Source organism: Sphingobacterium hotanense (genome assembly GCF_008274825.1).
Classification (GTDB): Bacteria; Bacteroidota; Bacteroidia; order Sphingobacteriales; family Sphingobacteriaceae; genus Sphingobacterium; species Sphingobacterium hotanense.
The window spans coordinates 3,104,205-3,118,388 of record NZ_CP030848.1 but is presented as its reverse complement, the minus strand read 5'-3'; the positions used below and the strand labels follow the sequence as shown (position 1 = coordinate 3,118,388).

At 39.9% G+C, this 14,184-nt stretch carries 16 protein-coding genes and 2 tRNA genes; 7 read left to right on the top strand and 11 right to left on the bottom strand.

The window, feature by feature from the left end; all coding sequences use genetic code 11:
• Window positions 1–17 precede the first annotated feature (17 nt).
• The 5 genes from DSM08_RS13175 to DSM08_RS13155 all read right to left on the bottom strand — a co-directional run bounded on the left by DSM08_RS13175 (window position 18) and on the right by DSM08_RS13155 (window position 5,512).
• Complete coding sequence (locus DSM08_RS13175) at window positions 18–452, bottom strand: hypothetical protein (RefSeq protein ID WP_246172248.1); 435 nt, start codon at window positions 450–452, stop codon at window positions 18–20.
• Between the two features lie 112 nt (window positions 453–564).
• On the bottom strand, window positions 565–1,443 hold the full coding sequence (gene dapA, locus DSM08_RS13170; RefSeq protein WP_149526600.1) for a 4-hydroxy-tetrahydrodipicolinate synthase: 879 nt from the start codon (window positions 1,441–1,443) through the stop codon (window positions 565–567).
• Between the two features lie 28 nt (window positions 1,444–1,471).
• The gene (gene ligA, locus DSM08_RS13165) at window positions 1,472–3,490 is read right to left on the bottom strand and encodes an NAD-dependent DNA ligase LigA (protein ID WP_149526599.1); all 2,019 of its coding nucleotides are present in this window, start codon (window positions 3,488–3,490) and stop codon (window positions 1,472–1,474) included.
• 120 nt (window positions 3,491–3,610) lie between these two features.
• Window positions 3,611–4,645, bottom strand: coding sequence for a glycosyltransferase family 2 protein (locus tag DSM08_RS13160; RefSeq protein ID WP_149526598.1), 1,035 nt, complete (start codon window positions 4,643–4,645; stop codon window positions 3,611–3,613).
• A complete protein-coding gene (locus tag DSM08_RS13155) occupies window positions 4,646–5,512 on the bottom strand; it encodes a lysophospholipid acyltransferase family protein (RefSeq protein ID WP_149526597.1) in 867 nt (288 codons plus the stop codon).
• 73 nt (window positions 5,513–5,585) lie between these two features.
• On the opposite strand from DSM08_RS13155, the gene DSM08_RS13150 reads away from it, so the two are divergent.
• The gene (locus DSM08_RS13150) at window positions 5,586–6,194 is read left to right on the top strand and encodes a WbqC family protein (protein ID WP_149526596.1); all 609 of its coding nucleotides are present in this window, start codon (window positions 5,586–5,588) and stop codon (window positions 6,192–6,194) included.
• A gap of 70 nt (window positions 6,195–6,264) precedes the next feature.
• On the top strand, window positions 6,265–6,927 hold the full coding sequence (locus DSM08_RS13145) for a hypothetical protein (protein WP_187773862.1): 663 nt from the start codon (window positions 6,265–6,267) through the stop codon (window positions 6,925–6,927).
• Between the two features lie 410 nt (window positions 6,928–7,337).
• Here the strand turns inward: DSM08_RS13145 and DSM08_RS13140 are convergent, their stop codons facing one another.
• On the bottom strand, window positions 7,338–7,922 hold the full coding sequence (locus tag DSM08_RS13140; RefSeq protein ID WP_149526594.1) for a sugar O-acetyltransferase: 585 nt from the start codon (window positions 7,920–7,922) through the stop codon (window positions 7,338–7,340).
• A gap of 221 nt (window positions 7,923–8,143) precedes the next feature.
• On the opposite strand from DSM08_RS13140, the gene DSM08_RS13135 reads away from it, so the two are divergent.
• Window positions 8,144–8,446, top strand: coding sequence for a DUF805 domain-containing protein (locus tag DSM08_RS13135; RefSeq protein WP_149526593.1), 303 nt, complete (start codon window positions 8,144–8,146; stop codon window positions 8,444–8,446).
• A 115-nt stretch (window positions 8,447–8,561) separates the two neighbouring features.
• On the opposite strand, the gene DSM08_RS13130 is transcribed toward DSM08_RS13135, so the two are convergent.
• The 4 genes from DSM08_RS13130 to DSM08_RS13115 all read right to left on the bottom strand — a co-directional run bounded on the left by DSM08_RS13130 (window position 8,562) and on the right by DSM08_RS13115 (window position 10,929).
• Window positions 8,562–8,858: a HigA family addiction module antitoxin gene (locus tag DSM08_RS13130; protein ID WP_149526592.1), complete on the bottom strand. Its 297-nt coding sequence runs from the start codon at window positions 8,856–8,858 to the stop codon at window positions 8,562–8,564.
• A 29-nt stretch (window positions 8,859–8,887) separates the two neighbouring features.
• Window positions 8,888–9,178, bottom strand: a complete 291-nt coding sequence (locus DSM08_RS13125; protein ID WP_149526591.1) for a type II toxin-antitoxin system RelE/ParE family toxin — start codon at window positions 9,176–9,178, stop codon at window positions 8,888–8,890.
• A 477-nt stretch (window positions 9,179–9,655) separates the two neighbouring features.
• The gene (locus tag DSM08_RS13120) at window positions 9,656–10,288 is read right to left on the bottom strand and encodes a nitroreductase family protein (RefSeq protein ID WP_149526590.1); all 633 of its coding nucleotides are present in this window, start codon (window positions 10,286–10,288) and stop codon (window positions 9,656–9,658) included.
• Window positions 10,289–10,323: 35 nt separating this feature from the next.
• A complete protein-coding gene (locus DSM08_RS13115) occupies window positions 10,324–10,929 on the bottom strand; it encodes a TetR/AcrR family transcriptional regulator (protein WP_149526589.1) in 606 nt (201 codons plus the stop codon).
• Window positions 10,930–11,053: 124 nt separating this feature from the next.
• Between DSM08_RS13115 and DSM08_RS13110 the strand changes: the two genes are divergently transcribed.
• On the top strand, window positions 11,054–11,884 hold the full coding sequence (locus DSM08_RS13110) for a patatin-like phospholipase family protein (protein ID WP_149526588.1): 831 nt from the start codon (window positions 11,054–11,056) through the stop codon (window positions 11,882–11,884).
• A 198-nt stretch (window positions 11,885–12,082) separates the two neighbouring features.
• Here DSM08_RS13110 and DSM08_RS13105 read toward each other — a convergent pair whose 3' ends face one another.
• On the bottom strand, window positions 12,083–12,910 hold the full coding sequence (locus tag DSM08_RS13105) for an alpha/beta fold hydrolase (protein WP_149526587.1): 828 nt from the start codon (window positions 12,908–12,910) through the stop codon (window positions 12,083–12,085).
• Window positions 12,911–13,045: 135 nt separating this feature from the next.
• Here DSM08_RS13105 and DSM08_RS13100 point away from each other — a divergent pair.
• From DSM08_RS13100 to DSM08_RS13090, 3 genes are all read left to right on the top strand, one after another.
• Window positions 13,046–13,119: transfer RNA gene (locus DSM08_RS13100), tRNA-Arg, on the top strand.
• 344 nt (window positions 13,120–13,463) lie between these two features.
• Window positions 13,464–13,537 (top strand) — tRNA-Arg (locus DSM08_RS13095).
• 75 nt (window positions 13,538–13,612) lie between these two features.
• A complete protein-coding gene (locus tag DSM08_RS13090; RefSeq protein ID WP_149526586.1) occupies window positions 13,613–14,182 on the top strand; it encodes an adenylate kinase in 570 nt (189 codons plus the stop codon).
• The last annotated feature ends 2 nt before the right edge of the window (window positions 14,183–14,184 follow it).

The following is a 14,184-nucleotide window of genomic DNA, read 5'->3' as shown; positions in this document are numbered from 1 at the left end:
CTGATAATAGCCTCAGCTTAATAAGAACCAGGTTTTAAATCGCGCATTTGGATAATCTGGTCGACGATGTAGACCGTGTTTCCACGCCATGGCAATACACCACGGTATTCCTTGTAGTGAAGATCGAATACTTTTCCGCTGTTCACTTCCAGAATACGATAGATAGAATCGTTCTCCACAGAAAACTCAAACTGATTGCTCGTTAATCCTGTACCGGTTTTAGTTGCGCCAAAGCCTTCTTGAATCAGTTTTCCTTCATAGGTCTTAAATATATTACCTTTCTTAACAGCATAGTTCAAGACGCCGGATTTTACGCCCTCGCCAAAAACATTGTAATAATTCCAATAGACCCAACCTGCAACGATTAGGACAACAATTAATAGCGTCCAGCTGATAAACTTGCCGATCATTGATCCACCTTTCTTAGGCTGTTGGTTTGTTGTGGTTTCCATGTTCTTATATTTATTTGTCTGCAATCCGCAAAAAAGATACCTAAAATAAAAACTTTACGCGAAAAGAAATCCATTAGTAGCTGTATCTCCGCAAATTATTTAGAAACAAATACTAAGAAAGTTTTTTGATTTCCTGAGCTATGCCTTCCTGCGTCTGCTTACCAACCGGAACGAGTGGCAAACGAACCGTGTCTTCACCAAATCCTTTTTGCTTCAGGATGTATTTAACCCCTGCTGGATTACCTTCGATAAAACATAGGTCGGTAATGCGAAGAAGGTCTGAATGTATAATTCTCGCTTGCTCAAAATTACCTTCTAAACATAGGTGTGCTAACGCTGATACCTTGTTTGGATAAGCATTTCCAACAACTGAAATAATACCTACGGCTCCCAAAGCAATCATTGGCAGGGTAGCAGGATCATCACCTGAAATCAACATAAAATCTGCTGGCTTATCACGTAGAATTTCGCTGAACTGTGCAAAACTGCCTGACGCTTCTTTGATAGCAATAATGTTCTTAAAATCATTTGCTAGTCTAACGGTAGTTGCAGCGGTCATATTGCTGCCCGTTCTTCCCGGTACATTGTACAAGATAATCGGAAGGGGAGAGGCCTCAGCAATCGCTTTATAGTGTTGGTAAATTCCCTCTTGCGTAGGCTTGTTATAGTATGGAGATACCGATAGAATTGCGATATAATCCAATACATCGAAATTCTTAACCTGCTCTACAATTTCCATGGTGTTATTGCCGCCAATGCCCGCAACCAAGGGAATGCGTTTATCTACATGCTTCGAAGTAAATGCCCAAACCTGCTTTCGCTCCTCCTTCGACAATGTGGCTGTTTCGCCAGTTGTTCCCAAAGAAACGATGTAATCAATTCCCCCATGAATTTGGTAGTCAATCAGCCTACCCAGGGTCTCATAATCCACAGATCCGTCTGCATTAAAAGGTGTAACGATGGCTACACCTGCTCCTTGAAGCTCATTCATTCGTATATAATTATTTAATGTATGTATTCTATTTGTTAATCATTGCTAATAGCTCGCCTTCCGAAATAATCGGTACGCCCAGCTTCTCAGCCTTTGCCAATTTCGATGGCCCCATCTTATCCCCGGCAACTAGGTAGTTCAATTTCGCGGATATCCCGCTGAGCATCTTACCACCATGCGATTCAATCAGTGCTGTAAGCTCTTCACGAGAGTAGTCGGCAAAGACGCCTGATATCAAGAACGTCTGACCAGAAAGACCGTCGCCGGCAAGCACAATTTCTTTCTCCTCTATTTCAAATTGTAGACCCGCCGCTTTCAACTTCTCAATCTCTTCCCAATGCTCGGGCTGGTTCAGGTAAAAATGTACACTCTCCGCAATACGGAAACCGATATCCGGAACTGATTCAATCTCTTGAGCAGATGCTGCCGCGATAGCATCGATATTCTTAAAATGCTGTGCTAATTTTTTGGCGACTGTCTCGCCGATATGACGAATCCCTAAGCCAAACAATACTTTTTCAAATGGCTTTTGTTTAGATGCCTCCAGACCGGCTAACATATTGTCGATAGACTTTTGACCAAATCTTTCTAAGCCTACTAGCTTATCCTGATGATCTTTCAATGCATATAGATCTGAAATCTTAGAAACCAAGCCTAAGCGATAGAAAGTTTCTATTGTCTCATCACCAAGACCTTGCACATCCATCATCTTGCGACCGATAAAGTGTTGAAGCTTTCCAACGATTTGCGGTCTGCAACCATCCTCATTCGGACAATAATGAACGGCTTCGCCCTCCTGACGGATAAGCTCGGTTCCACATTCCGGACAGTGCGTAGGGTAGACAATAGCAACAGCGCCCGCAGGACGTTTTTCTACATTTGCAGAGATAATCTTCGGGATAATTTCACCGCCTTTTTCTACAAATACCGTATCGCCTTCATGCAGATCCAAACGTGCAATTTCATTCGCATTATGCAGGGATGCCCTCTTTACGGTTGTTCCTGCCAATAGCACAGGTTGCAAATTAGCAACAGGGGTTACTGCACCCGTTCTCCCAACTTGATAGCTGATGCTCTTCAAGATGGTTTCTACACGCTCTGCTTTAAATTTATAGGAAATTGCCCAGCGCGGAGACTTTGCTGTAAAGCCAAGATCTTCCTGCTGTGCATAATCATTCACTTTAATAACAATCCCATCGATCTCATAGGATAGCTTATGTCTGGCTTCATCCCAATAATGAATGAAATCTAATACCTCGTCGATATTGTTGCAAAGTTTGGTATGCTCGCAAACATGGAAGCCCCATTCTTTTACCGCTTCAATACTCTGCCAGTGATTGTCAAATAGTTTATTTCTATTGTCGGCATACAAAAAGTAGAGGAAGCAGTCTAAAGGACGCTTGGCAACTTCGGCGGAATCTTGTAGCTTGATGGTTCCCGACGCGAAGTTTCTTGGGTTGGCATAAGTCTGATCGCCGTTCTCTTCACGCTCCTTGTTCAAACGAAGAAACGCCGACTTATGCATAAAAATCTCGCCTCTGATTTCAAACGTATCTGGAAAAGTACCTTTTTTTAGCTGATGGGGAATGCTGCGAATCGTACGAACGTTGTTCGTTACTTCATCACCCTGCGTTCCATCACCACGCGTTACAGCTTTCAATAGCTTTCCATTTTCGTAGGTCAACGAAATAGATAAGCCGTCGAATTTAAGCTCGCAAACATATTGAAGCTGATTGCCAATGACCTTCCTTACGCGGTTGTCAAAATCTTTTAACTCTTGCTCGTTATACGTATTGCCCAATGACATCATTGGCCATTTATGCTTTACGGTCTTGAACTTTTGCGTAATATCTCCACCAACCTTTAGAGTAGGAGAGTTGGGATCACGATATTGTGGGTATTGAGCCTCTAAGGATTCTAACTCTTTGAGTTTTTGATCAAAATCATAGTCAGAAATTAACGATTCGGCCAATACATAGTATTGATAATTATACTCGTTTAATTCCTGGGTGAGCTGCTCAATTTTTGACTGGATATCTGCTGACATAGACCACGAAAATACAAAATATTCTAGGCCTAAAACAATTTAAAACAACTATTTAATTAAATACGCAAACTATAGAGCAATAAAAGATAAACCAGTAAAAAACATTCTTCAGCAGAACACCTAATGATGGAAATTATTGTCTTTTAGTTGAGAGAATTTATGGATATTATTCAGATAAAAATCCCATACGATGGAGTTCTTGTATTGACCAACTTTGTTTTCTTTGCTCGAATAGGTCTTTCGTTTTCTTGCGTTTTTGATGAAGTTTTTGACAAAATATTGATGCGCGCGGCTCACGGCCCATGCATCCTTCGGTTTTCGTTCCATCAAGAACTTCAGCAAGGCCGCGAAATCCAACCAAAAGCGAAGGAAAATCTTCCAAATACCTTGACCAACCGGGAGGTTCTTCTGTAGCATTTGGAGATTATTGCGGAAGTTTAAATATGTTTTATGCGGGTTGCTGGTGTTCAATGTGCCGCCACCGACATGATAGACCAGAGAATTAGGACAATATCCAATTTTGTATCCTAGCTTCTTCAATCGCCAGCACAGGTCAATTTCTTCCATGTGGGCGAAGAAATCCGCATCGAAGCCACCGACTTCCTTCCAGGCCGCCGATTTTATGAATAATGCCGCTCCGGTGGCCCAAAATATTTCTTTCTCATCGTCGTATTGCCCCTCATCCTTTTCCACTTGATCGAAAATTCGGCCACGGCAAAACGGAAATCCAAAATAGTCAATATAGCCGCCTGCGGCACCGGCATGCTCAAAATAACCCTTTTGATGATACGATTGTATCTTAGGTTGCACAGCTACCAATAATGGGTCTTTTTCCATCTGCGCAATAACCGGCTCTATCCAATTCTGAGACACTTCAACATCCGAGTTTAGCAGAACATAATAGTCTGCTTGAACACGCTTAAGTATTTCATTATACCCACCCGCGAATCCTAAATTCTCAGAATTCTTTAAAATGGTAAACTTCGGGTAATTCTCTTCAACATATGCAATAGAGTCATCGGACGAACCATTGTCGCCAATAACAAACTCAATATTTTGATAAGTGCTGTTAAACACGGAAGGAAGGAATTTCTCCAAGAAAAATCGACCGTTCCAGTTTAATATGACAACTGCTACTTTTGGATTATTAGTCATTTAACTCCTTCTTTTTCTTTTCCATCGACGATGAGACCATAACCAATAAGCAGGTTCCTCGCGAATAATTTGCTCTGTAAACCGATTATGGATATGGGTAATCTCATGTTCTGGATACTCATCAGGATCTTCTACTAATGTAGTGAACTTACAGTAGTAATATCCTCTTTTTTTCTTTCTTCTGATCTCACAGAATACGACAGGACTCTTTGTCATCCGTGCGATACGCTCAGTACCGGTATAAACTAATGTCTCCTGATTCAGAAACTCCATGAAATAATCAGATTCCTGGTATACAGGCGTCTGATCCGCCACAAACATACTGATATGTGGTACATTTTTCAACTTTATCATGTGCCTCAGAATCTGTTTCATCGGCACCATCGTCGCTCCAAACCTGGTTCTGATGCGGTTATAGACTTCGTTGAATACTTTATTATTTAAAGGTTTGTAGATGATTAGCTCGGGCGTATCCATCATCAACGAGAGACTATGGATACCCATCTCCCAATTGCCATAATGCGCTGTTACACCGATGACCGATTTGCCAGCACGAATATGCCGATACACCTCCTCTGGGTTCAAAAGTTCAATACGTTCGCGAACGGCCTTCTCTGAAATGCTCGCTAGCTTTACAATCTCAACCAAAAGATCAGGGAAATAACGATAAAACTCTAGCGCAATCTGCTTGATATCTGCGTCGGACTTCTCAGGAAAGGCATTTCGTAAGTTCTCAAACACCACCCGTTTCCTATAGCCAATCACATGAAAAATTAGCACAAAAAGTACATCTGAAATCAAATATAACAACCAAAATGGTAATAATGAAATAAGATAAAGTAATCCCGATACTAGTTTTTCTTTCATCACAAGTGATAAGTACTATGCAAATATCCCCAAATAAAGCTATTTTTGCGGACATTTTGTTGTTTATTTACTTATGTCATCAGGACTTTTAATGCCGGCGTGCTATTTGCCGAATGTTTCTTACTTCCATGCGATAAAACAAAACGATCAACCCCTTGTGATTGAGCAATTTGAAAATTATCCAAAACAGACCTTCCGTACCCGAACGCAAATCGGAACAGCTAATGGTATCTTGGATCTGATCGTGCCGATTGTGCACGGCAGAAAAGAACGTGTTAGAATGAAAGATGTCAGGATCAATTATGATCACCCTTGGCAACGCCTGCACTGGCTAAGTATACAAACCGCCTATCGCAGTTCTGCATATTTCGAATTCTATGAAGACGACTTTAGAGAATTTTATGAAAAAGAATATGATCTTCTTTTAGATTATAATACGGAGCAAATTAAGCTGATTCTCAAGTTGTTGAAAATGAATAGAGAAATCAGCTTCTCGGAAAGCTATACCGATGTTGAGGGGGGGATAGACTATCGAAAAGCAATACATCCGCGACAGCCTTCGCCAATGAGCGATCCAAAACCCTATTATCAGTTATTTGAAGAAAAGAACGGATTCATACCGAATCTAAGTATTATCGATCTACTCTTTAGCCAAGGTCCTCAATCAAAAAACTTCTTATAGGAACTAATTTGAATCGCTGGTAAAACAAATTGTAAGGGAATATTGTTAATCAATAAACCAACAATTTTTAATGAGGAAATTAGTTTTACTGGCATTTTTTTGCTGGGTGTCATTTAGCGCGTTCGCGCAAAAAGGTGCAGATACCTTACATTATAACAAAGTTTACTACTTCGGTGGGACTGGTATTGCCCTTCCTTTAGGGAAAACCAAACAAGCCCTTTCTACGAAGCTTTTTACGGGAAGTATGGGGCTTGATATTTCTTTAAAGAACCCCAAATATTATCTACAGCCAACATTGTATTTGATGAATTTCAAATATGATCAGTTATTCCCAGACTCTAAATATAATCGTGTGATTGAAAACGCGCGTGCCTCGATGTATGTACTTTCCTTGGCGGGAGGTATTCGTCGGCAATGGAACCGCTTGAACACGTATGCCTATATTGGACCTGCCGGTGCGCTGAATATCGAGCCTAGAGCACAGGATGCGGGAAATAATGAATTGGTAGAGCTACATTATAAGTATAGTATCTCGCCAGCGGCTAAAATCGGAATAGGGGCGGACTACAAATTCAAAGGCTTTTTCTTAGGAACTGAACTCGGATACATGCATAATTTTAGAGAAATTCAAGGGAACCCAGTCAATGTAATGACCTTGATGGTTGGGTTGAAATCGGATATTACCAGTCTGAAAAACAAGGTGGTAGACGTAATCCAGAATACGACCAACTAGTGTTTTTTGAACGCAAGAAAAAGAAATGTTAAAAATTTTAATAAAGATACAATAATCGAATATTGACTTCGTTATAATAAAGAATAGAAGAAAAAATATTTAGGTTAATAATTGGTTTGGTAAATACCTGAGGTTCCCCGCCTCGGGTATTTTGTTTTTTGGGGCTGTTATTAAAAACATCAAGTATGTTCATCTCCCTTGCTTTTTCAATATAGACCAGAAGGTTTTATACGGGGCATTTTTGCTTGTGAAAATCACCAAGCATACCCTAGAAATAATTTGTAACAAAAAAAAGTGTAAAAGATACACTCTTTATATAATAAACGTCAACAACTACCGTTTAGATAGTAAATTCATAATTTCATAATTTAGGTTAATAATTGGTTTGGTAATACCTGGGGTTCCCCGCCTCAGGTATTTTTTATGTTCTCATCGCTGTTATCAATGTGCCGAATCACTCGACATGGATTGCCTACAGCAACAACATTGGCAGGTATATCTTTTGTTACTACCGACCCGGATCCGATAACGGAATTATCGCCTATACTGACGCCGGGATTAATGACGGTATTGCCACCAATCCATACTTGATTGCCTATCGTAATCGGCTTGGAGAATTCCCAGCCTTCTGTGCGTAGCTTTGCGTCGATAGGATGGGAGGCCGTGAATAGGCTAACATTTGGCGCGATCATCACATTGTCGCCGATGATAACCTTCGCGCCGTCGAGAATAACTAAGTTATAATTCGCATAAAAGTTATCACCTATTTCTATATTATATCCGTAATCGCAGCGGAAGGGCGGTTCAATAAAAAAACGGTTGGAGGTTTTGCCGAAGAGTTTTTTGATAATTTGATTGCGGGCTTTAACCTTCGTGGGATCCATTTGGTTGAACTCATGAAGCATCTTTTTAGCTTGTTGCCGCTCTTGAAAGAGCTCACCGCCCATATCCAAGAAGAGCTCTCCAGCGATCATTTTTTCCTTTGCTGATTTCATTTTAAGATGATTTTACTGAATTGGAAAGATACAAAAATGTACGTTCAGCACTTACATCCCCAAAAAAACTTTCATTTTTCCATTAATATCCATCACAATGAGGAAAGGTCTTGGCGCTCCTTAAAAACACAATAATGAAAAAATTAAGGGAAGTTATTGGAATGTTGATTTATATTTAAAAATCTTGTACATTTAACAAATAAACCAAATTATCTAAGACATTGATTAAAGATCTCATTAACCCTTATTTAAACATATTTGATTACCGCGGTAAATCATCTATCAAGGAATTCTGGACATTCTATATCGCTACTTTTTTGCTTACGATTATTTTGAGCGTAGTTGGGAAAAGAATAGGTATTGAAAATCTCCATTATTATCTAATCGGTCTTAATTTTTTCCCTATGTTGGCTTTGGGATTCCGTCGAATGAATGATGTCGGTATCAACAAATGGCTTTTTCTTTTACCAGTCGCGGGAGTCTATTTGGCAGCACTGCCAGCTAAAGGCGAAGAGTTGAAATAGGATAGGGCTGCGGCCTTGGACCTTGGTTGCTGCTGATTTATTACTTGATGTGCGATTTTATTGCTCGAGATCTCATATCAGCTAGTTAGGTGTTGAATTGCCGATCATATGATTATTATGAGGCTTTGTTATATTTCTCTAATTGGATATTCTTTTTCTCGAACTCTTTTTCTGCATTTATTAAATCATATCGCATTTGTAGCTTCAGCCAAAAATCTGGCGAACCCCCAAATACCTTACTAATTCGAATCGCCATATTTGGAGATATGGCGGACTTCTCATTTATGATTTTTGAGAGGTTTATCCGCGTGATCCCTAACAGTTTTGCTGCGTCTGTCACCGATAAATTGTTGAATTCTAGTATATCCTCTTTTAATAAAAATCCAGGATGTACAATGGGATTTTGTTTCATAGTGCTCCTATTTTATTGTTTTTCAGCGTTTAATGTGTGTCTAAGTAATGAAGATCATACGCATCTCCATTTTCTAATCGAAAGATTATTCTAAAGTTTCCACTTACATCCATCGACCAAAAACCTTGATAAGGTGGCTTTTTCAATGCATGAATCCGGTATTTCTTAATGATTGGTTCTGGCAAATCAGATATGCTATTGATGCTATCGATATAGTTTAAAATCTTGATAATCTTATTGACGCTTTCCGGAGGAAGTCTTTTTGTTTCTCCCGATTGCCATAAAGCTTTTATAGCTTTATTTGTAAATGATTTTATCATTTGCCAGATACATTAATGCATAAAAAAATCTCGGCTATTGTCATGTAAATTGTAAAGTTACAATTTACAATCCTTCAATTCAACTAATATTTCACTACGTCTATTTTGTTGGAAGCAGATATAAAATGACAGAGCAGCAATATAAAATGAAGTCATACCTACTATCTAACACTTACATTTTAAAGCTTATTCAGTCCCATTTCATACCCAATCGGAAAGGGTTATGATAGGGTTGTGTATTGGGTTTGTATTGGGTTTGAAAGGGGTTAATGTCGAACGAGTTTCGACGAGTTGTAGTTCGGTATATGGATCTTTCCTTTAAAACTGTTATGTTTCGAAGGTAATTCCGATAAGGATGAAAGTTCTTAGCGTACTATGAAGACGAAAAATCTTTGAAAAAATAAAAGCAGCTGCCTTTTCAGACAGCTGCTTTGCAATGTGTTTTTGTATTTTAATCTACTAGTTTCCTTTTATGGATTAGTTTAAGTTGATCACAAACTCTTCTTTGTTAACCCTTACTTTTTTAAGATTAACCAACCAGTCGTTCTTTTCGTCACGGTATCCTAATGCTAAAATCGTAACAGATTTCAGTCCTAGTTTATCTAATCCTAAAAGCTCGTCCAATTGTTCGTTGATAAAGCCTTCCATTGGTGTTGCGTCTACACGTAATTCTGCTGCCGCAGCAATCGCGATTCCGAAGCCGATGTAAGCTTGGCGCGCTGCATGATCAAAATGGGCGTCTTTTGTTTGTGTTTGGAAGCGAGCAAATAATCCGTTTTTATAATCGTCCGCAAAGCCTTCAGGTAAACCACGCTCTACTTGTTGTTGTAGGAAAGGTGCATCTACGCGTTCTTTCGTGTATTCATCGTATGCAGCGAAGATCAAAAGATGCGAAGCATCAACGATTTGTGACTGTCCGAATGCGATAGGCTGAATTTTAGCTTTTAATTCTGGGTTACTTACTTCGATGATTTTAAATGGATGTAGACCTGAAGAAGTTGGCGCTAAGCGCGCTGCTTCGATAATCTGATCAACTTTTGCTTGTTCTACTGCCTGACCGTTCATTTTCTTGGTGGCATATCTCCATTGTAAGTCTTGTATTAAACTCATTGGTTTTTAAAATTATAATTATGATAAGCTGTATATTAATTCTTTTGTATGGATTGCGTGAATGCTTGAATACTGTCTGCTAATACTTCGGATGGGCATACGGAGTCCCATCTATTTATTGTCAGTAACTCAATAGCTACCACGCCGTGCAGGATAGACCAGAAGCTGCGATATTTTACACAAGTGTTCAAGTCTTTCTTGCCACTGCTCTCAATAAGCTCGTCGATAAATTGGCGAAGGTAATTCGCTAACTCAGCAATTGCAGGTACTTGCTGATGCATTTCACAAGTAGGTAAACCCACCCCAAACATTAACTCATAATCCTTCGGATTTTTTGAAGCGAAGAGCCAATAGCCTTCGGCTAACTGTTGCACTCTTTTTTCAATAGGATCGGTCGGTACAACACATGCTTCCATTTCTTTTTTCAATGCTGCAAATCCCTCTGCTACGAAAAAGGCAGTAATGGCTTCCTTGCTTTCAAAATGTTTGTAAACAACGGGCACCGAATATTCGATGGCGTCGGCAATCTTGCGGATAGATAGCGCAGCCCAACCTTCCATATTCACAATCTCTCTTGAGGATGCGATGATCTGGTTTTTCACCTCTTGTTGGTGCCTTAGCTTTCTTTCGGATAAGCCCATTTTTCTTTATTTTGTTAACAGTGTTAGCAAAAGTAACAATGCTAATTAAAATGTGAGAATGTATAATTGAAAACGACAAAAAGATGACATTTTACAATCAGGAAAATTAGATTTAACTTTAGCTATGAACATTCTTAAAAGTAAGCGTAAAGTCTCCTTGGTGTTGGGAAGTGGGGGGGCCAGAGGGCTGGTACAGATCGGGGTCATTCGAAGTTTAGAAGAGAAGGGTTACGAAATCGATGAGGTTGTTGGTTGTTCCATTGGTGCCTTAATTGGGGCGGCTTATGTGGAGGGACGGCTGCAACAGTTGGAAGATTGGATGTTGTCTATCAACCGTTCGATGATCTTTAAGTTGTTGGATTTTACAAACCCGAAGTTCGGTCTTTTAAAAGGTGAACGGGTATTCGAATCCTTAAAGGATATCTTTCCGGATAAGAATATTGAGGATATGGATATTCCTTTCCGCGCAATCGCGACGGATATTAAGAATGAGAGGGAGGTGGTGTTTGAGAGAGGGTCAGTCTATAAAGCGATCCGTGCCTCTATCGCCATTCCTGCAGTCTTTACGAGTGTTCTTTCTGATGATATCAGCTTGGTAGATGGGGGAGTGGTGAATCCTTTGCCGATCAACTTTGTGAAGCGTAAGCGCAGAAATATCGTGGTGGCTGTAAACCTAGATGGAAAACCCAACCCGCGCTACGGACCGGTAGCATTTGATAAACCGGTAAACTCAATTGGGATGTTGCAGGAAGCTTATTTTGTGATGAGGCGGAAGCTGGCGGCACTTTCGGTAGAGCTTTACAAACCAGACTATGTGATAAATATTCCTCATAATATTGCGGGTTTATGGGATTACGATAAAGCAACGCAGTTGATAGAGCACGGCAAAATGCTTACAAATAAAGTTGTGCCTGATGCGGCATACAGAAAGAAAGTCGTGATGGAAGAAAAGTAGGCTGTTGCGAGAGAGTGGCTTTTAATTGTAAGCTCGCTTTGATTGGAGTCCTTGTATAAATGGTCATCTGCAGTTCGACTTATTAACCGCCTTTATGTTTTCAAAATATAAATACTGAACTTGATTACCCCATAAAAGTAGAGCCCTTTCGCGAAAGGGTTCCCATCAGTTCTATACATTTAACGACGTACTCGTTAATTATACCTTTTCCTGAATAAAGGTGTTCATGTGCAAGTTGAACTTTTCGGTATCCTCCAGGTTTGGAAGGTGTCCGCAATGTTCAAACTCTATATACGTCGATCCTTTAATTTTTTTATGTAATTCCTCCATTAATTCCGCCGGAGTAATCTTATCTTCTTTCCCCCGGATAATCAGTGTGGGCACTTTTATTTCGCTTAACACATCCGTTGTATCTGTCCTAGCAGCGAGGGCGAGCAAAGTCGCACAGATGGATGAGATACTATTTCTGCGGATGCTGCTTTTGATCAGTTCAACTGCCTCAGGCTTGTCTTCAACCGAGCGCGCTGAAAAGACATTGCCTACAAACCCGATAGCGTAGGGGCGACGTCCATGTTGCAATACCGCCTGTACTGCATCGAAGCGCTTCTGCTTCCCTGCATTGTCATCTGCCTTACTATGGGTATCACAAAGAATCAATCCGGAAATCTTCTCCGGGAATAGCTGATAAGCACGAAGTGCAATGTAGCCGCCCATGGAAATTCCACAAAGGATAGCGTCTTCAATCTCAAGCTTGCGCATTAGGACACCCAAGTCTTTCGCAAAAACATCAATGGAAAAGAAACCATGGCCTTTCGTGCTATTGCCATGACCGCGAATATCTACTGCAATACCCGTGACATTGTCTTCTAAGCTTTCCAGTTGGTCGCGCCACATGTTTTTATTGAATGGAAAACCATGGAGGAAGATGATAGTTTTTTCCGGTGTTTCTGTCGCTTTCTTGATATGATAAGCAATACTAAGATCGCCTATTCTAATTTTATTGCTCTTAATGATACGTTCAGCCATAATTGTAAATATATTAAAATCAACAATATGACGTAAATATAGTTTTGAAATGAATGAAAAAGAAAAAAAGGATTTGGAAAATTTAAAAAAGTACCGATATTTGCCCCACCACAAGGGGATATCCACCCTCAAAAAGCGCTCATAGCTTAATTGGATAGAGCACCTGACTACGGATCAGGAGGTTAGGGGTTCGACTCCCTTTGAGCGCACAATTTCCTTTTTAGTATTTAGTAGTTAGTATTTAGTATTTAGACCTCAAATCGGTAGATTTTAGATATGAGAGTTTAGATCTTAGACCATCATAGCCTCCCATGCATTCTTTCGTCCCTGATTCAAATAATCCTCCTTTCCTTCAATTCGGCCTGCTTTTAATCTGTAAACGGCACTTCAGGGTCTTAATACTTAATACTCACTACTAACTACTATGATTTTATTTTGCTCAATACAACGGAGTTAGCTAGAAATGTTAAAAAAAGTTTTGCTCAGCAGATTATTTCCGTATATTTGCATCACCAAAACAGAAAAGGCAATAAGTCGTGAAGTAATGGTTGCCGCGCTCATAGCTTAATTGGATAGAGCACCTGACTACGGATCAGGAGGTTAGGGGTTCGACTCCCTTTGAGCGCACTGAAAGAAAGCCTAATTCTTAAGAGGAATTAGGCTTTTATTTTTTATCTTGAAAAATAAAAATAACGACAAACTATGCTAAACCTTGTATTATTCGGACCTCCAGGAGCAGGAAAAGGCACTCAATCTGCTAAATTGATCGAAAAATATGGACTACACCATATCTCTACAGGTGATATCTTTCGTGGACATATCAAAAATCAAACAGATTTAGGAAAACAAGTAAGCCAAATCATCGCCGATGGTAATTTGGTTCCAGACTCTATCACCATTGCGATGTTAGAAGAGGAAATCAAGCAAAACCCAGAAGCAAAAGGCTTTATTTTCGATGGTTTCCCACGTACTGTAGCGCAGGCTGAAGCTCTGGATGCTTTCTTAGAGTCTAATAATACTTCAATTTCTGGGGTAGTAGCATTGGATGTTGATGAAACAGAACTTACACAGCGTATTGCTAAGCGTCAAGAAATCTCTGGACGTGCAGATGATGCAGCTGATAAATTGAAAAAGCGTATCGAAGAATATTTCGGAAAGACAATCCATGTATTGCCTTATTACGAGGGTCAAGGAAAATTGACTAAAGTAAATGGCATCGGGGATATTGAAGAAATCTTCAACAACCTAACAACGGTTATCGATCGTTATTAATA